Annotated in this window: 22 protein-coding genes and 2 pseudogenes; 10 read left to right on the plus strand and 14 right to left on the minus strand. The window is 59.9% G+C overall.

Annotated elements, in window-relative coordinates; translation table 11 throughout:
• The coding region (locus tag AC1DRN_RS25450) for a transposase (RefSeq protein WP_457266308.1) at positions 1–175 on the minus strand (175 nt) is incomplete at its 3' end.
• 163 nt (positions 176–338) lie between these two features.
• Positions 339–959: a TetR/AcrR family transcriptional regulator gene (locus AC1DRN_RS25455; RefSeq protein WP_223464000.1), complete on the minus strand. Its 621-nt coding sequence runs from the start codon at positions 957–959 to the stop codon at positions 339–341.
• A 165-nt stretch (positions 960–1,124) separates the two neighbouring features.
• Between AC1DRN_RS25455 and AC1DRN_RS25460 the strand changes: the two genes are divergently transcribed.
• On the plus strand, positions 1,125–1,565 hold the full coding sequence (locus tag AC1DRN_RS25460; protein WP_223463999.1) for a hotdog fold domain-containing protein: 441 nt from the start codon (positions 1,125–1,127) through the stop codon (positions 1,563–1,565).
• An 89-nt stretch (positions 1,566–1,654) separates the two neighbouring features.
• Here the strand turns inward: AC1DRN_RS25460 and AC1DRN_RS25465 are convergent, their stop codons facing one another.
• A complete protein-coding gene (locus AC1DRN_RS25465; protein ID WP_223463998.1) occupies positions 1,655–2,377 on the minus strand; it encodes a GNAT family N-acetyltransferase in 723 nt (240 codons plus the stop codon).
• Between the two features lie 503 nt (positions 2,378–2,880).
• On the opposite strand from AC1DRN_RS25465, the gene AC1DRN_RS25470 reads away from it, so the two are divergent.
• Positions 2,881–6,279 (plus strand): Ig-like domain-containing protein, encoded by a 3,399-nt coding sequence (locus AC1DRN_RS25470; RefSeq protein WP_477786837.1) that lies wholly within the window; start codon positions 2,881–2,883, stop codon positions 6,277–6,279.
• A gap of 218 nt (positions 6,280–6,497) precedes the next feature.
• On the opposite strand, the gene AC1DRN_RS25475 is transcribed toward AC1DRN_RS25470, so the two are convergent.
• The 3 genes from AC1DRN_RS25475 to AC1DRN_RS25485 form a co-directional block, all read right to left on the minus strand.
• A complete protein-coding gene (locus AC1DRN_RS25475) occupies positions 6,498–7,082 on the minus strand; it encodes a YceI family protein (RefSeq protein WP_223463996.1) in 585 nt (194 codons plus the stop codon).
• A gap of 130 nt (positions 7,083–7,212) precedes the next feature.
• A complete protein-coding gene (locus AC1DRN_RS25480) occupies positions 7,213–7,881 on the minus strand; it encodes a phosphoribosyltransferase (RefSeq protein ID WP_223463995.1) in 669 nt (222 codons plus the stop codon).
• 195 nt (positions 7,882–8,076) lie between these two features.
• Positions 8,077–9,435, minus strand: coding sequence for an MATE family efflux transporter (locus tag AC1DRN_RS25485; RefSeq protein WP_457266307.1), 1,359 nt, complete (start codon positions 9,433–9,435; stop codon positions 8,077–8,079).
• Between the two features lie 297 nt (positions 9,436–9,732).
• Here AC1DRN_RS25485 and AC1DRN_RS25490 point away from each other — a divergent pair, with 297 nt between their 5' ends.
• Positions 9,733–10,005, plus strand: a complete 273-nt coding sequence (locus tag AC1DRN_RS25490; protein ID WP_056725158.1) for a hypothetical protein — start codon at positions 9,733–9,735, stop codon at positions 10,003–10,005.
• Positions 10,006–10,261: 256 nt separating this feature from the next.
• Here AC1DRN_RS25490 and AC1DRN_RS25495 read toward each other — a convergent pair whose 3' ends face one another.
• The 4 genes from AC1DRN_RS25495 to AC1DRN_RS25510 form a co-directional block, all read right to left on the minus strand.
• Positions 10,262–10,534: a hypothetical protein gene (locus AC1DRN_RS25495; RefSeq protein ID WP_223463662.1), complete on the minus strand. Its 273-nt coding sequence runs from the start codon at positions 10,532–10,534 to the stop codon at positions 10,262–10,264.
• The gene (locus tag AC1DRN_RS25500; protein ID WP_223463661.1) at positions 10,531–12,306 is read right to left on the minus strand and encodes an S-type pyocin domain-containing protein; all 1,776 of its coding nucleotides are present in this window, start codon (positions 12,304–12,306) and stop codon (positions 10,531–10,533) included. The genes AC1DRN_RS25495 and AC1DRN_RS25500 overlap by 4 nt, the downstream gene beginning before the upstream one ends.
• A gap of 296 nt (positions 12,307–12,602) precedes the next feature.
• The gene (locus AC1DRN_RS25505) at positions 12,603–12,788 is read right to left on the minus strand and encodes a hypothetical protein (protein ID WP_223463660.1); all 186 of its coding nucleotides are present in this window, start codon (positions 12,786–12,788) and stop codon (positions 12,603–12,605) included.
• Positions 12,789–12,843: 55 nt separating this feature from the next.
• Entirely contained in the window at positions 12,844–13,038 is a 195-nt protein-coding gene (locus AC1DRN_RS25510) for a hypothetical protein (protein WP_008000757.1), read from the minus strand.
• Between the two features lie 274 nt (positions 13,039–13,312).
• On the opposite strand from AC1DRN_RS25510, the gene AC1DRN_RS25515 reads away from it, so the two are divergent.
• From AC1DRN_RS25515 to AC1DRN_RS25535, 5 genes and pseudogenes are all read left to right on the plus strand, one after another.
• A complete protein-coding gene (locus tag AC1DRN_RS25515) occupies positions 13,313–13,447 on the plus strand; it encodes a hypothetical protein (RefSeq protein ID WP_256355847.1) in 135 nt (44 codons plus the stop codon).
• Positions 13,448–13,477: 30 nt separating this feature from the next.
• Positions 13,478–13,693 (plus strand): annotated as a pseudogene (locus tag AC1DRN_RS25520) (methyl-accepting chemotaxis protein); the annotation flags it as partial.
• Positions 13,694–13,790: 97 nt separating this feature from the next.
• Positions 13,791–14,195 (plus strand): antitoxin Xre-like helix-turn-helix domain-containing protein, encoded by a 405-nt coding sequence (locus AC1DRN_RS25525; RefSeq protein WP_057714235.1) that lies wholly within the window; start codon positions 13,791–13,793, stop codon positions 14,193–14,195.
• Positions 14,189–14,881, plus strand: coding sequence for an RES family NAD+ phosphorylase (locus tag AC1DRN_RS25530; protein ID WP_223463659.1), 693 nt, complete (start codon positions 14,189–14,191; stop codon positions 14,879–14,881). Before AC1DRN_RS25525 ends, AC1DRN_RS25530 begins: the two co-directional genes overlap by 7 nt.
• A 253-nt stretch (positions 14,882–15,134) precedes the next feature.
• Positions 15,135–15,371 (plus strand): annotated as a pseudogene (locus AC1DRN_RS25535) (phage infection protein); the annotation flags it as partial.
• Between the two features lie 78 nt (positions 15,372–15,449).
• On the opposite strand, the gene AC1DRN_RS25540 reads toward AC1DRN_RS25535, so the two are convergent.
• The 4 genes from AC1DRN_RS25540 to AC1DRN_RS25555 form a co-directional block, all read right to left on the minus strand.
• Entirely contained in the window at positions 15,450–17,042 is a 1,593-nt protein-coding gene (locus tag AC1DRN_RS25540) for an MFS transporter (RefSeq protein WP_223463658.1), read from the minus strand.
• Positions 17,039–18,136 (minus strand): HlyD family secretion protein, encoded by a 1,098-nt coding sequence (locus AC1DRN_RS25545; protein ID WP_223463657.1) that lies wholly within the window; start codon positions 18,134–18,136, stop codon positions 17,039–17,041. The genes AC1DRN_RS25540 and AC1DRN_RS25545 overlap by 4 nt, the downstream gene beginning before the upstream one ends.
• A 95-nt stretch (positions 18,137–18,231) precedes the next feature.
• The gene (locus AC1DRN_RS25550) at positions 18,232–18,645 is read right to left on the minus strand and encodes a cupin domain-containing protein (RefSeq protein WP_223463656.1); all 414 of its coding nucleotides are present in this window, start codon (positions 18,643–18,645) and stop codon (positions 18,232–18,234) included.
• Positions 18,646–18,689: 44 nt separating this feature from the next.
• Positions 18,690–19,442: an SDR family oxidoreductase gene (locus AC1DRN_RS25555; protein ID WP_223463655.1), complete on the minus strand. Its 753-nt coding sequence runs from the start codon at positions 19,440–19,442 to the stop codon at positions 18,690–18,692.
• A gap of 262 nt (positions 19,443–19,704) precedes the next feature.
• Between AC1DRN_RS25555 and AC1DRN_RS25560 the strand changes: the two genes are divergently transcribed.
• Positions 19,705–21,297 (plus strand): winged helix-turn-helix domain-containing tetratricopeptide repeat protein, encoded by a 1,593-nt coding sequence (locus tag AC1DRN_RS25560; RefSeq protein WP_223463654.1) that lies wholly within the window; start codon positions 19,705–19,707, stop codon positions 21,295–21,297.
• A gap of 244 nt (positions 21,298–21,541) precedes the next feature.
• Entirely contained in the window at positions 21,542–22,915 is a 1,374-nt protein-coding gene (locus tag AC1DRN_RS25565; RefSeq protein ID WP_223463653.1) for a glutamine synthetase family protein, read from the plus strand.
• Positions 22,916–22,919: the final 4 nt, after the last annotated feature.

Raw genomic sequence — 22,919 nt, forward strand, 5'->3', positions numbered from 1 at the left:
CCTTAGCGCCCACCGGAGTCGAGCCCAAACGTTCCTTCCGAACCTGGTCGACCCAGCGGCGCAGGGCCGTAGGACCGATATCCAGGCTGGCGCAGACCTCGGGAACCGACTGTCCCTCGTCCAGCACCATGCTCGCCGCCTTGAGTTTGAACTCACTGGAATAAGATTTACGCATAGCCAAAACACCTCAGATTTGGGCGCCATCATAGCGCCCGATTGAAGTGTCCAAAATCATTAGGCCAGTTCAGCCTGCTCGCGATGGCGGCGTGTCAGGCAGCATTGATGTTGAATGTGACGCCGTCATCGCGAGCAGGCTCGCTCCTACAGGGGAAGGATTTTCAGTGGGTTTCGGCGGTGCACAGCGACCGCCATGCCGCCTGCGCCAGCATGTCCCGGTACGCCTTCGGGCTGCCCTTGACCCGGCCCGACAACCAGGCGCGGCAGTAACTGTCTGCCTGGCCGATGATCAGCGACAGTATCAACTCCCCCGGAAAACTACCCAGTTCATCGCCGTGTGCCCCCAGCCACTTCAGCAACTGCTTGTTGCGTACCTTGTTGCGGGTGGCGAGTTCGTCCTTGAACGGCCCCTTGGTGACGGCAAACCGCGCGTGGTACTGGAACCGCGCCCACTCCGGCTGGCTATCGACCCAATCCACATAACTGTGCACCAGCGCATGCACCCCTGATTGAGTGGTTTTAGCCTCAGCCAGGTAGCTATCGCGCAAACGGGCCTGATCATCGAGGGCGGTAAAAAACAGCGCCGCCACCAGGCCTTCCTTGTTGCCGAAATGGTGATAGATCGCGCCGACACTGGTATCGCATTCGGCGCGGATCATTTCGATGGTGGTGGCCTCGATCCCCTGTTCGTTGAACAGGCCGAGGGCCTTTCTGAAGATGTCGCGCTTGAGTTCGGCGCGTCGTCCGGGGTAGCAGCGTTCGAGCAGGTCGGTGGTTTCCATGCGTAAAAACAGTCCAGGAAAGTCATGGCTGGAGGCTGGCGATTGCCAACGAACAAGTGGCGCTAGGTTGACAGATTTCTCTTTGACAGAATACTGTTCCGTTACAGAACAATATTCCGTTACGGAGCATTGTTCTGCAAACTGTCATCCTCAAGAGGCATCAAAATGAGTCAGTTCCTCAGCATGTTCAACAGTGCAGGGCCGCAAGCGTTCAGCAAAATGGCCTGCCAGGTGGCGCCCTACTTCTCCACCATCAACCCGCTGGTCAAGGATTTGCGCAAAGGCTCGGCCACCGTGCACGTGCCGTTTGCCCGGGAAATCACCAATCATTTGGGGACGGTGCATGCGATTGCCATGTGTAACGCCGCCGAACTGGCTGCCGGGATGATGACCGACGTTTCCATTCCCGCCGGCGCACGCTGGATTCCCAAAGGCATGACCGTCGAATACCTGGCCAAGGCCAAGAGCGATGTGACGGCGGTAGCCGAGGGGGATGCCGTGGACTGGACCACTGAAGGCGACAAGATCGTGCCGGTGGACATTCACGATGCCGAGGGCAAGAAGGTGTTCACGGCGCGGATTACCATGAATGTGAAGCTGGCCTGAAGGCTGACAAAGCTTTCGCAGGCGAATCGGTCAACTGTGGGAGCGAGCTTGCTCCCACAGGGGGATCTGTGGTGTTTGGGGGAGTGCGGTCAGACCAGGCGCAACCGAGGGCCGGCGGCCGGCACCGCATCATCCCCCAACCGCCCCCGCACAAATTCATTGGCCTTGCGCGTCAATTGGTCCAGATGCCGGTCGCGCTGTTTTTCCGCGTCGGTCATGGCCCGCTTGCCATGCTTTTGCAGCAGATAGGTATGAATCTGCCGCACTTCCAGCGAGCTGTAGATCGACGCCACATCCAGCAGTGCCATCAAGCCATCGGTGGCGTGGTCGCGAGTGTTCATCAACACCTGGGTCGCACGCACGCCCACCACCTCGAAGCCCATCGCCTCGAAGTACGGCACCTTGGCCACCGCGCATGTCAGCTCGGCATGGGGATAACGGCCGACCATTTCCCGCAGCATCCGCCGGGCCACGCCCTGGCGCCGATACTCGGCCTGCACCGCCATGTAGGCCACGCCACACGCCTCGGGGTCGTCCTGCACCGGCAGGTACAGTACAAAGCCAATCACCTTTTGCGGATCGTCTTCGTCGGTGGCAACGATCAGCTCCACGGCAATGCCCTTTTCACCGTTCAGCGCCTCCAGATACAGGTGCACCTCATAGCCGATCGCGTATTGATAGAGGTTGTACAGCAGGTTGCTGGGCGGGATCGCGACCATGCTGATGTCGGTCAGGTTGTCGACCACCATCTGCAGGATCTGGCTATTGATGTGCTCGGGGCACGGGGTCTTGAAGTGGCTGATCAGGGGCATTGCGGTGACGGGCTCCGGGAGGCAAGGGCCGCCTATCATAGCGCGCCTGATACGTGCGGTCCGAAAGGTGATGGACAGACATTCCCCATTCATGCGCCATGAGCGTCGCCGGCGTTTGCTTTATGGCTGGAGGCGTTGCGTTTTCGAGACTGGCAGCAGAGTCCGGCACACTTTGTGCTGGATTAACAGGCGTCTTCGCGAACCGGCTCGATCCCCCAGGGGACAGCGGTTTGCCCACAACTCGTTTTTCTGTGGGATCGAGCCTGCTCGCGAGAGCGTCCACTATCACACCCGCCTGTGGTGTGAGTGGGGGGGAATGGGTGGGTGAAGCCCCCAACGTTGAGGATTCCCGCCCACTGCGCCACCACGACCAAAGTCGAATCCATCAAGCGTTTGATATCAAACAGCTATTTTTCTCCCCCCGCCCCCCCGCTTTTGGCGCACCTCTTGCATCGGGCGAATTGCGAATATCAGTCACACCGGCGCGCGCCAAGGGAAACAAAATGAAAAACCCACCTGACCTCAAGTCGCTCGGCTTTTTCCGAAAACCGAGCATCGCCGCTGTGATGCTGATCAACATCAGCCTCGGCAACGCCAACGCCGTACCGCTGGATGATTTCGGCCCGCCACCCCCGACGGACCCCTCGGCGTTTAGCAATCCGCCGGCCGACCTCGATGCCGCGGCGGCTGCCTTGCGGGCCATGCCACCCGTCTACCAGGGCTCCATCGCCCTGCCCAATGGCGCTTTTGGTACCCGCCTCACCACGCCAACGACCGACAACGTGCTGCCGCCAGCCCTGCAGACATCCTTCAAAATCCCCACCAATGGCAAGCCCAGCCCATTGTTCGGGGCCCAGCCGTACACGCAGCAACTGCTGCTGTTCGAAGAATTCGGCACGGAAAAACTCGACCCGACACTGCCGGCACCGCCCCTGACCTTTCCGGTTCCGCTCGTCGGCCCGGCGCCCACGCAGGACCCGAGCAACATCGCCCGTAGCGGCCCTTCGCCCACGGCGCTGGTAGCCTTCATGCGCCAGCCGGGGCTGTTCCCGTTTCCGTCGCAATTTTCCAACGTGCTGGACCGCAACCCGTGGAAAGCGCAGATCGAAGCCTTCCTCAACCGCCATCCGGTCGGCTCGCCGGCCGAAGGTCGGCCGCCAGGAAAAGGCTGGTCGCACCAGCGCTGGAACGAATTCTTCCCGCAGGTCGGCTTCAAAACCGTACAAGCGGGCGCCCAGGTCAACAGCGGCATGCGCGACCGCCGACAGTTGCACAACTACGCCGTCGGTGAGTTCGGGCCGGGCGGGCTCTACAACCAGACCTCGATTACCCCGGTCATTGCGGGCACCACCAAAGGCATCAATGTCCGTTTTCACCCCAACATGCCGATTCAGAACCACAAGGCGCTCTGGACCTTCGACGGCACCTTTCCGCCAAAACTGTTGATGGTGCGTTACGGTCAAGCCGCGCTGATGCGCCACTACAACGCCCTGCCGATCGATCCGGCGGCCAACATGGGCTTTGGTCTGCACACCCTCACCACCCACGAACACAACGGCCACTCCCCGGCCGAAAGCGATGGCTTTTCCGGTGCGTTCTTCTTTCCGGGACAGTACTACGACTATCGCTGGCCGATCCAGYTGGCCGGTTACGACACCATCAACACCACCGCTCAGGATCCGCGCGCGGCGTTCCCCTGCGCCCCGGGCGAAACCCTGTTCGTCAACGATGCCRCSCCGGGCCTSAAGACGTGCAACAACGGCAGCATCAAGATCCGCGGCGACTGGCRCGAAACCATGAGCACCCACTGGTTCCATGACCACATGSTCGATTTCACCGCGCAGAACGTCTACAAGGGCAACGCGGTGATGATGAATTACTACAGCGCCCTGGATCGCGGTAATGAAGCCTTCGAAGACGGCGTCAACCTGCGCCTGCCCAGCGGTTCGGCGCTGCCTTGGGGCAACCGCGACTATGACGTCAACCTGGTGGTGGCCGACAAGGCCTGGGACGCCAATGGCCAACTGTGGTTCAACCCGTTCAACACCGATGGCTTCCTCGGCGATCAGGTCCTGGTCAACTGGCAGTACCAGCCGCGCCTGAACGTGCGGGCGCGCAGCTATCGCTTCCGCATCCTCAATGGCTCGGTGTCGCGCTACTTCAGGATCGCGCTGGTGCGTGAAGTCGCCGGCACCGGCGGCGAATTCCCCGGTCCGGCAGGTTCCGGCCTGTCTTATAGCCGCGTGCCGTTCCACTTGATCGCCAACGACGGCAACCTGATGGAACACGCCGTGCCGTTCGACGGCAGCATGGACCTGGAAGGTAACGGCGACCTGCAGAACCACAACGCCATCCTGCCGACCATGGGCATCGCCGAGCGTTACGACATCATCGTCAATTTCTCGAAAAACGGGATCAACACCGGCGACAAGCTGTACTTCGTCAACCTGATGGAGCACCACGACGGCAAGGGGCCGGAGGCTACACTGCTGAGCCTGGCCGACGTGCTGTCCGGGACGTACAAGGCGGTGCTCAAGCTGGGCAGCAAAGGGCTGGAATGGGACGGCGGCGACCCGGGGGTGGGCAAGTTCCTGCAGTTGGTGGTCCAGCCTTATGCCGGCCAGGACGTGAGCATGAACCCCGCCGACTTCGAACCCGCCAAACCGGGCAAACCGGCCGGCAAGACCATGATCCCGCTGACCCTCAACCGCGATGATCCGGCGGTGCAGGCCAAGCTCAAGGTGGCGCGGCATCGCGAGTTCATCTTCGGCCGCTCCGATGGCACCGACGAAGCCCCCTGGACGATCAAGACCGACGGTGGTCAATTCGGCTTCCCCATGGACCCTCGAATCATCAGCGCCGCTCCGCAACTGGCCAACGGCCCGACCCCTGCCGGGTTCTCCGGCGACGGCACCCTGGAAGTGTGGAGAATCAAGAGCGGCGGCAACGGCTGGAACCACCCGGTGCACGTGCACTTTGAAGAGGGGATCATCCTCCACCGCGATGGCAACCCACCGCCCGAATGGGAAAAATGGGCGCGCAAGGACGTCTATCGCATCGGCGAAGGTATCGACAGCTCGGTGGACGTGGAAATGGCGATCCACTTCCGGGAATTCGCCGGGACCTACATGGAGCACTGCCACAACACCCAGCACGAGGACACGTCCATGCTGCTGCGCTGGGATATCGAGCACCCTGGCCAGTTCCAGTTGATGCCAGCGCCCCTGCCCGGCTGGGACGGCGTCACCTACGTCAACTCCTCCGCGCTGCCGACCTTCCGCACTGGCGATACCCGTGCCAATAACGATGGCAATAACCAAAAACCGATCGCCAACCCCGACAGCGCCATCAGCAGCACCGGCCAACCGGTGATCATCAACGTCCTGGCCAACGACACCGACCCGGACGGCAACGTGCCACTTAGAGTAGTGGGGCTGGAGCAACCGAACTCCGGCACAGGCGTGGTCAGCACCGATGGTGTGCGCGTGACCTACACACCACCGGCCACGGTCGCCGCGCCGTTCACCGCGACCTTTATCTATAAAGCCGCCGATGCCAAGGGCGCGGAGTCGGCACCGGCGACGGTGTCCGTGGCGGTCTCGACAGCGGTCGTCGAGAGCCTGATCGTCACCAGCGCTACCGTCACCGCTCGCAGCAACGGCCGCTACTTCTGGGCCCTGTCCGGCACCACCTCGCGTGGCACGGGCAATACCATCACGGCGACTGCCACGGTCACAACCGGTACGGCGAATCTTGGCACCGCCACCCTGACGCCTACGGCGACAGGAGCGCGCTGGAACATAGCGGTGACGACCGTCGGCAGTGTCCCGTCGCCTAGCCCGACGGCGACCATCAAATCATCCCTCGGCAAAACCGTGACGGTGCCAGTAGTAGCGAACTAGAGCGGATTGATCGGCGCCCGGTCCATGCAATGTGGATCGGGCGCTTTTTTTTGCGAATCGTTAGGGGGTACCGCGGTGAGGTTTACTGACTATCGGTTCTATTCGCAAAGCGTCTGATTGACCTCAGCCGTTGTATTTACTGTTACACCGCCATCGCGGGCAAGCCCGCTCCCACATCTATGGTTACCCCCACCCCAGCACTATCAAACCCACTCCAGTCACCGCTGCGGTGCCACCATCCGAAAGCGGATATTGATCTCGTTGGACACCACACTGTCCGCCCACTCGCCCTCGCCGATCTTGAAGTCGTCACGCTTGAGCACCAGTTGGCCCTCAAAGATGCCGATGGCGCTCTCTGATCTCAGTTGCACCGGCACAGTCACCTCCCGAGTGAGCCCCCGCAGGGACAGTTTGCCGGTGATGGTGTAGCGGTTATTGCCCAGAGCCTTGATGGAGGTCGACTCGAAGGTCGCCACCGGATAAGTCGCCGTGTCGAACCATGCCGGTTTTTGCAGCTCGGTGTTGGCGTCGCTGCTGCCGGCGTCGATGCTGTTGAGGTCGATGGTCAGCGTGGCGTGGGCGGCGCCAGGGTTATCGGTGTCGAAGTCGAGATTGGCGTCGAACTTGCCGAAAGTGCCGTAGCTTCGCGAACCCATCTGCTGATAGGTGAAACTCAAGGTGCTGGCCTTGGCGTTCACTTTCTTGTATTCCACGGCTTCAGCGAACGGCGCCAGGCTGAACTGCACCGGGCCGAACACCAACGTACCGGCCAGAACAACGCAACGCGCGGATCGAAGGTTCATGGCACTCTCCGGGAGGGCTCCCGTCTTGAGTTGGCGTGCCGCACACGAGGGGTGGCATCAGATGACTAAAGCAAACAACCGGCGTTTATTCCACCTCGCGCGGTGATTTGCGACCACTTGCAGATGGCCGTCAGCACTCCCCGCGCTGCCACGCCCGCTGCAACAGCTCGATCACCTCGGCATCCGAGGTCTGGGTAAAATCCATGTACCAATGCCCAATCGACGTGAACCACTCGGGCAGCAGCGGGCAGACCAGTTCATCCACCTCGCTGCGCAGGGCCTGCACTGTCTCGATCGGCGCCACCGGCACCGCCACCACGATGCGCGAAGGCGCCTGCACCCACAGCGCCTGGATCGCCGCCCGCATTGAAGCGCCGGTGGCCAGGCCGTCGTCGATCAGGATCACCACCTGATCCTTGAGCAGCACCGGCGGCCGCGTGCCGCGGTAGACCTTCTCGCGGCGCAGCAGTTCGCGGCTTTCCCGTTCGACCACGGCGTCGAAAGCGGCGCGGTCGATCGGGTGCACCCGCAGCGCCTCTTCATTACGAATCTGGATACCGCCGCTGGCAATTGCGCCCATGGCGTACTCCGGGTGGGACGGTACGCCGAGCTTGCGCACCAGCATCAGGTCCAGGCGAACCTTCAACGCCGTGGCCACTTCATAAGCCACCGGCACGCCGCCACGGGGCAAGGCCAGAACGATCACATCGGGGCGGTTAGCGTAAGGCAGCAGCGGTTCTACCAGCCGTCGCCCCGCCGCTGGCCGGTCTTGCAGGATGGAATGGGACAAGGGGCTCATGTGAAAACCTCCCCAGGCGATCAGGCCTATCGGTGAATCCTGCTCCCACTGAATGAAGTACCTGATTTTCAGTGTGCACAAGACTACAAACACCACAGTCCCTGTGGGAGCGGGCTTGCCCGCGAAGACGTCAGTACAGTCAACCTCTACATCAACTGAACCACCACAATCGCGAACAGGCAATGAAAAAACCAACTAAACCAATCGCTCAATCTTCTGATGCTGCCACACCACTTTGTAATACAGCGTCTGCAACACCAGCATCCCCAGATACGCCACCGGAAACGCCATCCACACCCCTTGCAGCCCGAACTTCGCATCCAGCAGATACGCCGCCGGCAACTGCACACCCACCACGCAGACGATGGAAATCGCCACCGGCACCATCACCGTGCCACTGGCGCGCATGATGCCGCCGATGATCGCCTGGAAGCCGAACACCAACAGGCTCCAGAGCATGATGTGCAACAGGTGCCGGGCCATGGTCCGCGTCGCCTCTTCGGTGAGGAACGACGCCAGCAACCAATGCGACAGCAAGTACCCGAGCACCACCAGACCACCGGTCAGGCACACATTGATCATCAACCCGGTCTTCAAAATCGGCCCCATGCGCTCGATGCGCCCGGCCCCAATCGCCTGCGCCCCGAGAATCGACGCGGTAATCGCAATCGACAGCGCCGGGAACTGCACGTAATTGACGATCTGCGTCACCGCGCCATACGCCGCCGTCGCCTGGGAACCGTGCTGGTTCACCAGCGCCAGAATCACCAGCTCCGACAACGACAACACCACCATCTGCAACCCGGTGGGCAAACCGATACGCAACACCTTGCCGAGAATCGCCATGTCCAGCTTCATCGCCGCAAAGAACTCCCGGTCCGGCGCCAGCGGATGGCCCTTGCCAAGCAACCGCCACGCCAGCAGCCCCATCGCCACCAGGTTACCCACCAGCCCGGCAATCGCCGCACTCTGAATCCCCATCGGCGCAAAACCCAACCACCCGCGAATCAACGCCGGCGTCAGCGCCAACCCGACAATGGTCGACACCACCAGCGCCAACAACGGCGACAAGGTATCGCTCACCCCGCGCAACAACTGCGTGAACAACACAAACACCAACAACGACGGCATGATCCACAACATCACATGGGCATACGCCACCGCATCGTCCAGCACATCCGCCGGCGTCCCCAACCCCACCAACGCCGAACGCGCAAACACACTCCCCACCACCGCCGCCACCAACCCGATCAACACCCCCAACAACAACGTCGCTCCGGCAATCGCCTTCACCAGATGCGTCTCCCGCGCACCCCACGCCTGTCCGATCAACACACCCGCGCCGGCGCCGAGGCCGATCACCAGGGCGATGAAGAAAAACACGATGGGGAACATCCCCGACACCGCCGCCAGGGCTTGAGTGCCGAGCATCTGGCCGATGTAGATGCTGTTGACCGTGCCGGACATGGATTGCAGGAAGTTCGACAGGACCATTGGGGCGAGGAAAAGCAGGTAGGTTTTCCAGAGGGGGCGTTGGGGGGTTGGGGTTTGCATTCGGGAAGGTCCATCTCGACGGCGAGAGCGATGAGTAAGGATAGCGTGGGTGGCTGAAACCAAGGGGCGGTGAACATCTCAGGTCTGTGTTTATATTTCCAGCGACGTGATGGGAAAGGTCTGAGATTTCATCATCACTAGTCCTACACAAAGCTGGGAATGCCTCACCTTCCCGCGCTGATCTCATGCGGCTTATAGTTGGCGCCGTCGCCCAGAATGGCGATTCGGGTTTGGCGACCTGACAACAGAGAATGACCGACTGACGGCCTTGAGCCCAACAAACAGAGATCATTCAAAATGAATCGATACATGCCCCTCACCGGAATCGACCTGGTTCCGGCCTCCTTGCTCATCGACACCCAAGCCCCACTCGACGTCCTGCAAGCCATGGCGGATTACCGCATTCGCACGGTAACGCAGGTGTTGGAAAACATCGCCTACCGATCCGAACTCGGTTGCGACACGGTGGTGTTGGAGGACTTTGCCAAATTGCTGGTCATTCCATTGCGCGATGGTTGTGATTTGATGGATGTGATTGGTCGTCGGTTGCGGGCGCAGGCTGCGGAGTAAAGAAAAACGGGTGCTCTCGCGCCCGTTTTGTTGCTACTCCAGAAAAGGGTTGCCCCTCAGCTTGATTCGAGGCTGCGAAAAACCAATCAGGCGAAGATACTCAATATGCCCGTAACAAAGAGAAGAGCCGCTGCGGCAGCGGCTCAACCTGGGAAACCTTCGATGATTTAAACGACTGGACAAGGGAACCGGACGACCACGAAATGATGGCTACTGCCACCGTTCTCTGGCACCTGCGTTCAGGTACTTGGTGCTGTCAGTCAAAGGTATATTTGCCTTCGAGCATGAATGCCGGCTCTCTCCAGTTGGGTCCTCTCACTACTATGCACCCATTATTTTTTATAAAACCGGCATCACACATTTTCTTGACAAGGTTCAATAGCCCTATGTTGTTCTCCACATGCGCCCAGTTAGCCCGATTATAAAGGCCATCAAGCCGAGGAAAGGAGATGCCCAATTCATTTTTGGTAAGAAATAGAATTACCTCTTCAGGCTTCTCGTTTAGTACGATGCTTTTTATGACGCTCATCGTTTTACTCCTCCAATTTGCTTGGACTCTCTGTCCGTTTGTTTGTTGTCTGCCTCTATAGCCTCGGGCGTGTAGAGTAATTCAAAATCATCTTTTAGCTTGTAGTCTTCCAGCGTCGCGGCGTGAGTATTGTTCCAAATAACACCGTCGTCATTCGGGTTTACACCGTCAACCACACCTAATGCTCTGAAACGTTCCAGCTCTCTGAGTTCATGAGTATAGAAGCGTTTGTCAGCATCTGTGATTACCAATTCACCCAGCAGAATTTTTTTCAAGCGAAAAATCATAATGGCATTGGCGTCCGAAAGACCAAAGCGTCCAGTATGTAATTTTACCAGGTCAATACCCGCCTGGGTCACGGTAGCACTTGTCCAATCGAGATCGAGGATTGGGCCGCCAGCTTTGGCGGGATTGAAAAGTCGACCACTGTATTTTCCCCTTGTGGTTGCTCCTTCATAAGGACTATTAAAAACAACGTAGATTGGCGGCAGACCGCTTTCAATCGGAAAGCAGTAAATGCAATCCCTGAAATCAGGCAATTCGACCGCGGGTAAGGTTTCAGGCTGCACAAGCAATGGCGACAGCGTAACTCCAGTGTAAGTCGGTACTTGTGCAGGTCGGGCGGGCGAAGTTGTCGAGCCGTTTCCCAAGTGAATAATTGGAAAACTGAGGATAATGGGCGGTGTATCGTTTGACGTGAAACTGTAGCTGCTGGTCGTTGGATCGAATGCCAATGCTCGCACTGGCACTTTTGCCGAGACACTCCCTCCAGCCGGGGTTGCAACTAGGGTGTATTGGTTAAGGTCGCCAAAAATCCGATAAGGAAGGTCAATGGTTCCTTCGGTAGCGGCGATTTCATTCAGGTTTGACGGCAGCTTCGGCAAAAAAGTGCTACCGGACAGTGTGAGAACTGTTTGAGGAAAGCGTTCGCCGTTAGCAAGAGCAGGTGAATAGAACAAGGCTCCGATCCCAACAGCAGTGGCCCGACTGATAAGTGCGCCCCCCACCCCTGCCAACAATTTAATGCCTCCATGGATCACTGCCCTGAAGGTCAAGCCGTCGGCGACATGGATGGCAATGGCACCCGCCACAGTTCCAGCCTCTGCGCCATTACCAATGGGTAACCTGTAGGTGTAAGCGACTTCGCCCCTTGCCAAGGCGCGATGAATTGCAGCGTCTGCAGTTGCAGAAGCGTCCTCCAGAATGGGGATGGCTTCGACAAGGATTCGTTTAACGTAGGCGGCAGTTAGCGATAATAGGAATTCTTCATAAAGGCTTAGTCGCAATGCCACATTTTCTTCTGCTTCCACATCCGCTGCAAATATCTCGGCACTTCTTTTGCTGTCTAGCGACAATGCGTCTACACCACTATATATTATTGCCTCCTGCCAACTCCTGTGCATTCTGACCCTTTGCAAAAGTTCAACGATGATCGCTTTCTTTTTTAAGGCAGCTTCCAACGCATTGAGCTCCTGCGTGTCAATGGCTGCGACTATGCGTTTTTCTAAATATTCTCGAACATTCGGTGCACCACCCGAAAAACTACTCTTTATCTGATCGCGCACCGAAAGCCCTACCGCCACCAACTTTTGGTATTCGTTGCCGGTGTTTTTGACACCCTCAATACTATGGGGCGTAGTAACCGTCGGGACAGCCCCATCCCAAAACAAAATACTATCGAAGCTTGAAGAAAAAACTTGGACTTCTGTAGCTTCAACCTGTCGAGACCCAGGCGTTATTAAAGATGAATAATGTGTAATCGGTTTTTGCATATAGCACTCCATGCAACAATATCAATTCCATAAAATAGACAGAACAAAAGTTATGCCGCAACAACGTAGCAATTTCAATATTTCAATATTTACTGCATACGTCGCGCACGAAAGATGATGGGCGGCAGTTGCGGGCGCAGGTGGGAGAGTGACTATATTTGGGTGTCGAAGGCGTCTGTGTTCTTCTTTTTGTCTGTCCTGAAACAGGTTTACACCTGTTTCACCCAGGCGCCCGAGGCACCACATCGAGCGTTTTGTATTTCAACGACAGCCCAGGACGGCGGGAGAGCAAAAGACTAGATCAGTCGGACAACAATGGCGATGACAACAAAGATTGCCAGTGCCAGGGCGGCACCGATGCCGAACGGCACCACAGTAGAGCGGATCGCGTTCGGGGCGGGACTACGCATCTCTTCGGCAAAAGCTGCAACGTCGCGGTGCAGTTGTTCAATGCTGGCTTGATTCGTAGGTTGTGTGGACATGCTGCTACTTCCTGTGTGGGTCACGAGTCGTGTCTGCTGTGGCGAGTACGAATGCTCAAAACTTCGCCCAAAGGCTGACAGCGGCGACGATAGCGGTCACCATACCAGCCCCCACCGCGATCGGGTACCAGAAGGTCTCTTGCCTGAGCTTGCGTTCTTCTGCCGTGAGTTTTCGGGTTTCGGCCATGGACCTTCGGATTTCGACTTGCAGTTTATCGAGCTCCAGATTGTCACGGTCGTTTTGTAGCATGGCTCATCCCTTCGGGCTTGCTGTTCAAAAGGTTTTCCCCGAACGGCCGGTGATCCCCCCCTTCTGCCCAGTCAATATTTCCCGTTTTTCACTTTTGGAATAGCGGGTTACTCCTGCCGAAGTTGTAGGCAAAATCCGAGAAGGGAGCCGAAAAAGAAAAGCTGATCGCTCACAACACATCCCCCAAAGTGCCAATTGACCCTGCCCACAGTCGATTAGCTAAACTTCATGAGTAAACCACTTCGCGAATCCCTGAAAACTGAGGAGGCGAACCATGAGCAAACAACCTCAACCCCAAAGCCGCTCCAACCCCCAGCCCAGATCCCGTCCGCTGGTGCCGAACCTGCCGAGCAAAACCGGCAACAAGTCCGGTGGCTTGCGCGGTAACTATCCGCCGAAGAAGTCGTAAGGACCTCGGGTGCACGACAGGCTTTGCAACAGCGATATCTCGCAGATCGATGAGCTCAACGGGCGGATTGTCACCACCCCCCGCGAACAGTCCACGGCGAGTTTCGAGATTGTCGGGCGCTTGCAGTCGGTGCAGAGCATTGCGCAGAACACGGCGGATGATGTGCAGACGCTGGCACTGAGCAGTCGGCGCTTGCCGCCTATTGCGACTCGGCTGGATGCGTTGGGGCGGACGTTTCATCAGTGATGTTCGACGCGGGAAGTTTTCCATTGGTCGAACCGATTTGATCTACAGAATCAACAAACCTATATTTGAGTCCATGGACTCAAGATAGGTATTGATCATGGCCGTCCCCCTGCAACCCCAATCCTTCAGCAAAAACCAATGCGTCACCGGCCTGCGCGCCGCCGTGAGCATTCTGGAAAAGTGGAAAGCCACCAGCGACCAGGCCTGTCGCATCTTGCGTATTTCCCGCAGCACCTACACCCGCGCCCGGCAGCGTGACCCGGATTGGGCGGTGGCGCTGGATGCGGACCAGATGCAGCGCATCAGCTTCGTGCTGAACATTCATGCGACGTTGCGGCTGGTGTTTGACAACCCGGATAACGTGTATGGCTTTGCCTCGATGGCCAACGACAACGAGTTTTTCAACGGGCGCTCGCCGCTGGAGATCATGGCGCAGGGCGACATGATTTCGCTGTATGAAACCTTCCGCCGCATCGACATGCTGCGGGGTGCGCAATGGTGATGGCGAGTGAGCTGACCGCGTTTGCCGGTCAGTCGTTGCAGGCTTATCGCCTGGTCAATTCGAAATTTCCGCCCATTGCGTTGTTTGATGACGTGGCGGACGCGGATGAGTTTGAGCTGTTGTTCGAAATTCAGGCGCTGACCAATCCGCGGTTGAAGAATGAGCTGGGTCAGCTTGAGTTGATTGCGCGCAGCGAGATTCCGTTCGGGATTGCGGGTTGCTCCTACGCGATTGCGCCATTCACCCACGTCAACCCGGCGGGTTCGCGCTTCAGTGACGGCAGTTTTGGCGTGTTGTACCTGGCGGACTCGATGGAAGCGGCACTGGCCGAGGTGCGGCATCATCAGGCTCTGTATTGGTCGAAGGTGCCGAGCCTGAACTATGAGCGTTTTGTGTTTCGGGGGTTGGCGTGTGCCTTTGGCGATGCAGGGATGAAGGATGCCACCGCCCTGCCGCTGACCGATCCGGTTTATGCGCCGGAAGATTACAGCAACGCCCGGCGCCTTGGCCTGGATGTTCGCAAGACAGGTTGCCCTGGACTGCGTTATCACTCGGTGCGGATGCCGGGCAGTCATTGTTGGGCGCTGATGACGCCGCGGCCTGTTTCGTCGATTGTGCAGACGGCGCATTACGAGATGGTCTGGAATGGGCAGATCACCAGCGTGAGTCAGATAAGCGAAGCTTAAACCCCGTTGTCAGGCACATGAAAACCTGTGGGAGCGAGCTTGCTCCGGGCGGCGTTCCGACGATTGCTGTGTGTCAATCGACACATATGTTGAATGTGAGACTGCCATCGCGAGCAAGCTCGCTCCCACATTAGGGGTGTTCGATCCATTGACTGCGTCGATAGTCACCATCATTTCAATGAAGTTCTCTTAAAAAATCCCCGGCGTAACATCTGCTCCATACCCACCCATCAGCACCCCGGAGCACACCATCATGAAACGCCAGACCCTCCTCAGCATCGCTTTCTCGGTTTTCGCAGTTAACGCTTTCGCCGCTACCTCTGCTCAACCTGTGGTCGCTGAAGGCGGCTCGGATCGTCTGATTGAAAGCCGCGTGGCCGAGGGTGGTTCCGATCGCCTGATCGAGAATCGTGTGGCCGAAGGTGGTTCGGATCGCCTGCTGGAAAACCGCGTCGCCGAAGGCGGTTCGGATCGTCTGATCGAAGGCCGCGCTGTCTGAATGCAGTGCTTTACCGCAGGACTCAACGAAAAGCCCGGCCTCAACAGCCGGGCTTTTTCGTGCGGGTCATCAATTCGTCCGTTGTTCATGCACTTTCGCGTGTCGCGAGAGACCGATCTTGATGGCGACCAGAATGGGCGCGGCAAAGACGAACAGCAGGGCCACGGCGAAGAACGCCGTATCGAAAGCAATCACCGTGGCCTGACCTGACAGCGCTTTGCCCAGCAGGCTGGTGGCTGCCCGGCCAGCGGCCACCTGATCCATGCCCTTCCCTGCCAGCATCGCGGTTGTGCTCATCAGCCGTTCGATGACCGCGAGCCCCCCTGGGGTGACGTTGGCGCCGAGGACCACGCCATTGCTGACAACCTGATGGTCGATCAAGGTCTGTAGCCCGGCGACGCCCATCAAGCCACCCAACTGACGCCCCGTATTGAACAGGCCGATGCCGCTGACCAGGTTGCGGCTGTTGAGGTGACTGAAGGCGATCAGGGTGATCGACAGAAACAGGAAGCCAAGGCCCAGGCCGCGCAACAGGATGGCCGCCATCATGTCGCCGGCGCCGCTTTCGCTGGTGGAGCCGGACAGCATCCACATCGCCGCCATGATCAGCAGGATACCCAAGGGCACGGTCGCCACCGGCGGCACGCGGCGCACGCTGAACAGCCAGGCAGCGATGAGCAGCGAACCGACAAAAAAACCGCCACTGGGCAACAGGAGCCAGCCTGCATCGGTCGGTGTGAACGCGAGTACCGACAGGGCGAACGCCGGGATCAGGTAGGCGCTGCCGAACAGGGCGGCACCGGCGATGAAACTGACGCAAAAGGCAAAGGTGAAATCGCTTGTTTTGAACAGGCTGAAGTCGAGCAGCCCCTGGCCGTTGGCCAAGACCTGTTGGCCGAGAAAGGCCAGCAGCGCGGCGCCGCCGATCACCGTCAGTATCAGGATCCGCGGCTCCTCGAACCAGTCCCAGCGGCTGCCCTGGCTGAGCACGTAGGTGAAGCAGAACAGCGCGGTACCGATCAGTGCACAGCCGAGCCAGTCAAACGGACGTTGCCGGATCCTGCCGGGCATGGGGTGGTCGGCGATGAGCAAGAGGCCGATCGCCGCCAGGGCCAGCGGCACCACACTGAAGAAAATCCAGGTCCAGGACTGGCTGTCGATCAACCACCCTTGCAGGGCCGGTGCGAGGGTCGCAGACGCGACCACGGCCGCCATGGCGAACAGGGCTTGCAGGATCGGCTGAAGGGCGCGCGGATAACCGCGAAAAATGAGCGCCTGACCCGCCACCAGCAGAGCACCGCCGGCGAAGCCTTGCAGGACGCGCAGTGCGATCAGCAGGTCCAGCCAGGCGGTAACGGCAGCCACGCAGCACGCCAGGCCCATGACCAGAGTGGCGCCGATGATCACGTTGCGCGCGCAAAACCGCTGCATCAGCCAAGGGGCAAGCATGAACCCGATCAGCTTGAACGCGATGTAGCCGACATCCAGCCAGGCGAACTCGTCAGGCGTGGCATAGGTGTCGCCGATGATGTCGCCGCGGCCGAGGGCGAGCACGGTGCTGGCGATCGCTTCCGTCAACGTCGCCAGCACGATTCCCGTAAAGAGCAAGACGCCGTTCCCGGTTCTGATGCTGCTCGGCGTGGCGCTGGCAAGGCTGTTCATGAGCCGGCCCCTTGCACAACTTCCACCCGCGCGGAGAGACCCGGCACGATGCGCCCCGGCAACGGATTGTGGGCCAGGCGAATCTTCACCGGCACGCGCTGCACGACACGCACAAAGTTCCCGGTGGCGTTGTCGGGCGGCAGCAGGCTGAACGCCGAGCCACTGCCCGGTGCAAAGCTGTCAACCACGCCATCGAGTGCCGCATCGGGGTAGCCATCGACCGTGACGCGCACAGGCTGACCGGGGCGGATATGTTCGAGCTGGGTTTCCTTGAAGTTCGCCACGATCCACACATCGTTGACCGGCACGATATCGAGCAGGGAGACGCCCGGCGTTACGAAACGGCCAAGGCGAACCTGACGGTTACCGACCACGCCATCCACCGGTGCGTGCACCACGGTGTGATCGAGATCGATCCGGGCGAGATCGCGCGCGGCCTGTGCTTGCGTCACGGCGGCCACCGCAGCCTCGCGCTCGGCCACAAACACCGCGATGCGTTGCTGTTGCGCCTCGACCGTTGCCGAAGCGGCCGAAACCGAGGCCACGGCTCTGGATTGCGCGGTGCCGGTTTCATCGACCAGGGCCTGGCTGACCGCATTGCTGACGATCAGTTTGCGGCTGCGGTCGTGGGTCTTGGCCGCCAGGCTCATGTCGGCGGTGGCCGAGCGCCTTTGTGCTTCGGCCTGCCTGATCAGCGCATGCTGAAGCTGGATCTGCGCATCGACATGGGTCAGGCGCGCCTGGGCGGCACTGACATTGGCCTCGGCTTGCGCAAGTCTGGCGCGGTAGTCGCGGTCATCGATACGAAACAGTACATCACCGGCACGCACGGTCTGGTTGTCCCGGGCCTCTACCGTCGTGACATAGCCGGCCACCTTGGCGGCGAGCGAGGTGACGTCCCCGCGGACATACGCGTTGTCGGTCGAAGTCACGCCACTGGAAAACGCCAGGGCTCCCCAAACCGCCACGACCATCAAGGCCGCGACACACAGCAACAGGCCGATGGTCTTGCGCTTGCTACGCCGCACCACGACCACAGGCGTTGCGCTACTTGCGTCTGTGGCAATGGCGGCCTTGTCCTGAAGCGAGTTCATTTTTTCATTTCCTGTTCAGTGCCAAGCACCAGGCAGCCACTGGGCGGCATGGCCTGCCGCCCGGCTGTCGAGCCTTCATGAGCGCGTTGACCGGCTCACTTTTTGATGGGTGTCACGAGCACCTTTTCGTCGGTGTCGAGGACGAACACCGCCAACAGGCGCGCCGGTTGGGTGTCGCTGGCGTTGGCGCTGACCAGGTGCACGGAACCCGGCTCCTCTACGAAGTTTTCGCCGACGTTGTAGACCTTTTCCGGCTGGCCTTTGACCTGGATGCGAAACGAGCCCTCGAGCACCGTTGCATAGATGAAGGCCGTTTTCGGATGAGTGTGGGCCGGCGACGCAGCACCCGGCCCATACTCGACGACCACGCCTCTCATGCTCTTGCCGGGGATGTTGGGAATGGGACGGTCGAACACCACCGTGACCTTGCCGGGGGGCGCCTCGGCGGCCGACGCTGCGCTGATCGAGAGCGCGGCGAAGACAGCGGCCATTAGCAAACGGGTAACCATGGGATTTCTCCTGGATTCGTAGGGAAATGTGAGGGTGCGATCCGTTACTGCCCTGTCGACCGGGCCAGCCAGTCGTCGAAGCGGATCGCCCCCAGGCGTGCGTTCTTGCCGGTGACCAGCGATTGATCGTTGAGCACCGCGCCGAAGTAACGCGCATGCACGTCCGGTACGACCTTGCGGTTGTCCTGGGTCGCTCGCAGAAAGCGTCTGGCCAGCTCATCAATCGGCATGGTTTCCGGGCCGCCGACTTCAACGGTGCCATTGACCGGTGCTGCCAGTACGACATCGGCCAACGCCGCCACTACGTCGTCGGACGCAATCGGCTGGATCAGCGCCGGCGAAGCATGAATCTCATCGCCGACGGCGAACGACTGGACGATGCCGCCGGCAAACTCGGAGAACTGCGTGGCACGCACAATGGTGTAAGGCATGCCGGACGCCTTGATAAGGGCCTCCTGCGCGACTTTGGCCCGGAAATAGCCGGTATCGGGAAGCCGTTCGCTGCCGACAATCGACAGGGCGACGTGATGACGAACCCCGGCAGCGGCTTCGGCGGCCAGCAGGTTACGGCTCGACGTTTCGAAAAAATCGAGAACGGCCTGGTCCTCCCACGATGGCGCGTTCGCCACGTCGACCACCACATCAGCACCATCCATCGCTTCGGCCAGGCCTTCGCGGGTGATGCTGTTCACGCCCGTGCTGGGGCTGGCGGCGAGTGCGTCATGGCCGCGCTCGCGAAGGGTGTTCACAAGTTTCGATCCGATGAGGCCGGAGCCTCCGATGACGACGATCTTCATGGCTTTTCTCCACTTGTCGACTGCAAGGATTGCGTCGGTGTAGAGAAAGATTGCCTGCACGGGTGAGGCAAGTCCTTGCGTCTGGCTTGGGTTTGCCTTGGCGAACGCTTGGATTTATGTCCAAAAAAGAGGCTGTTCGTCCAGCATTCCCTGGCGCGGACGGTGCAGCGGGTGTCGAGCTGCCGTATCATCCTCCCCCAGTTACCAACCGCCAGCAGCCTGGGACACGGAGTTGAGGGCGCTTCGCCAGGGGATGCTCATCTTGTCATTCGCGTTTGAAGATTACGTACTCGATCAGGAGCGTCGGGAGCTGACCTTGCGCGGGCAGGTCGTGGCCGTCGGACCGCAGGTCTTCGACCTGTTGCTGCTGTTCGTCAACAATCCCGATCGGGTCCTCAGCAAGGACGAATTGCTCAAGGCGGTGTGGAGCGGCCGGATCGTTTCCGAATCGACGATCACCAGCCACATCAATGCGGTGCGCAAGGCCATCGGCGATACCGGTGAGGAGCAGCGCCTGGTGCGCACCGTCGCCCGCAAGGGCTACCGCTTCGTTGGCCGGATCAATGGCGACATGACCGGGGAGGCGCGACAGCCTGACATCGATGAACGCTCGGCTGCTGCTGCTGCGAAACAAATCCCCTCCTCTACCCTTGCTCTCCCGGACAAACCCTCGATCACCGTCCTGCCCTTTCAGAACCTGAGCGGCGATCCGGAGCAGGAATACTTCGCCGACGGCGTCGTGGAGGACATCATCGCCGCCCTGTCGCGTATACGCTGGCTGTTCGTCATCGCGCGCAATTCGAGCTTCACCTACAAGGGCCAGGCGGTGGACGCCCAGGGCGTTGGCCAGGAGCTGGGCGTTCGCTACGTGCTCGAAGGCAGCGTGCGCAAGTGCGGGAACAAGGTGCGCATTACCGGGCAACTGATCGACGCGACGAGCGGAGCGCACATCTGGGCGGAACGCTTCGAAGGCCTGCTTGACGATATCTTCGAGCTGCAGGACCAAATCACCGAGAGCGTCGTCGGCGCGATCGCGCCGCAACTGGAGCGGGCGGAAATCGAACGCGCCAAGCGCAAGCCGACGGAAAGCCTGGACGCCTATGACTACTACCTGCGCGGCATGGCAAAACTGCACAGCGGCAGCCGGGAAGCCATCGAGCAGGCGCTACCGATGTTCTACCAGGCCATCGAACTCGATGCGGAATTTGCCTCGGCCTATGGCATGGCCGCCTGGTGCCATTTCTGGCGCAAGCTCAATGGCTGGATGACCGACCGGCCTGCAGAAATCGCCGAGGGCATACGGCTGGCGCGTCTGGCGGTAGCCCTTGGCCGCGATGATGCGGTTGCACTGACGCGCGGCGGACATGCCCTTGCTCATCTCGCTGGCGAAGTCGACGGCGGCATTGCGCTGCTCGACCGGGCGCGCCTGCTCAATCCCAACCTCGCCCCCGCCTGGTTCCTGGGCGGTATCCTGCGGGCGCTGCACGGTGAAACGGACGCTGCCATCGAGCATTTGCAGCATGCCGTTCGCTTGAGTCCGCTGGATCCGGAAATGTTCAGGATGCAGGTCGGGATGGCGCTCGCGCATTTCTTCGCCGGGCACTTCGATACCGCTGCGGACTGGGCGGAAAAGGCCCTGGGCAACCTGCCCAGCCTGCTGGTCGCGGCAGCGCTGGTGGCGGCCAGTCATGCGCTCGGCGGTCAAATGGAAAAAGCGAAGTCGGCGATGCAGCGTCTGCAAAAGCTGGATTCGTCTTTGCGCCTGGGCACCCTCAAGGACTGGCTGCCCATTCAACGGCCCGAGGATTTCGCCCGTTTCATCGATGGACTGCGGCTGGCGGGGTTGCCCGAGTGAAGACGACCAGCCTTACCCTGTAGGAGCGAGCTTGCTCGCGATGGTCGTCAACGATGACGCGGGTTTTCTGATTAAACGCGGTGTCTTCAAGTCCATCGCGAGCAAGCTCGCTCCTACAGGGTAGGCTAAGCTATGAGCAACTCGTTGCTCACGATGCTCGGTTCTGCAGGTTTTGGGTTTTTCTGGAGAGCGTCTGCAACAGCTATCCCAGACTGGCCCAAACCTTTCACGCAGGATTGCCGTGATGACCGAGCCCCTCCTCAGCTTTGATGCACTCAAGCGCGCCGCGGCTGCCGGCGAAATCGATACCGTGCTGGTCTGCATGGTCGACATGCAGGGACGCCTGGTCGGCAAGCGCTTCCAGGTCGAGTTTTTCATCGACAGCGGCCACGAAGAAACCCACTGCTGCAACTACCTGCTGGCCGATGACATCGACATGGAGCCGGTGCCGGGTTATGCCGCGGCCAGTTGGAGCAAGGGTTACGGCGATTTCGTGCTCAAGCCCGACATGTCCACCCTGCGGCGCGTGCCCTGGCTTGAATGCACGGCGCTGGTGCTGTGCGACGTGCTCGATCATCACCATCGCCAGGACTTGCCCCACAGTCCGCGGGCGATTCTGAAAAAGCAGGTCGAGCGCCTGCGCGAGCGCGGCTATACCGGCATGTTTGCCTCGGAACTCGAGTTCTATCTGTTCGATGAGAGCTACGAGGCGATCCACCAGCGCAACTATCACAAACCGAAAACCGCCGGCCATTACATCGAGGACTACAACATCCTCCAGACCACCCGCGAAGAGCCGGTGCTGCGGGCGATTCGCAAGCATCTGCAGGCCTCGGGCATTCCCGTGGAAAACTCCAAGGGTGAATGGGGTCCGGGGCAGGAAGAGATCAACATCCGCTACGCCGATGCCATGACCATGGCCGACCACCACGTCATCATCAAGCACGCCTGCAAAGAGATCGCGCAGTTGCAGGGCAAGGCGATCACCTTCATGGCCAAGTGGCGCTACGACGCCGCCGGTTCCAGCAGTCACATCCATAATTCGTTGTGGGACAAGAACGCCAAAAAGCCGCTGTTCTTCGACGCGAAAGCCGAGTTCGGCATGTCGAAACTGATGCGGGCCTGGGTCGCCGGGCAGCTCAAGTACGCCAACGACATCACCTGTTTTCTCGCGCCCTACATCAACTCCTACAAGCGCTTCCAGGCCGGCACCTTTGCGCCGACGCGGGCAGTGTGGAGCCGCGACAATCGCACCGCCGGTTTTCGCCTGTGTGCCGAAGGCAGCAAGGCCATCCGCATCGAATGCCGCATCGGCGGTGCCGATCTCAATCCCTACTTGGCCTTCGCCGCGTTGATCGCGGCGGGCCTCGCCGGCATCGACGAGAAGCTCGATCTCGCGCCGCCGTTCGAAGGTGACGCCTACCTGGATGAGCATTTGCCGGAAGTGTCCAAGACCCTGCGCGAGGCGAGCGCCGCCCTCAAGGCCTCCGGCATGTTGCGACAGGCGTTCGGTGATGAGGTGGTCGACCATTACGTGCACACCGCCGAGTGGGAGCAGAAGGAGTACGACCGGCGAATCACCGACTGGGAATTGCAGCGCGGTTTCGAGCGCTATTGAGATC

Source organism: Pseudomonas sp. P5_B3, assembly GCF_056400405.1.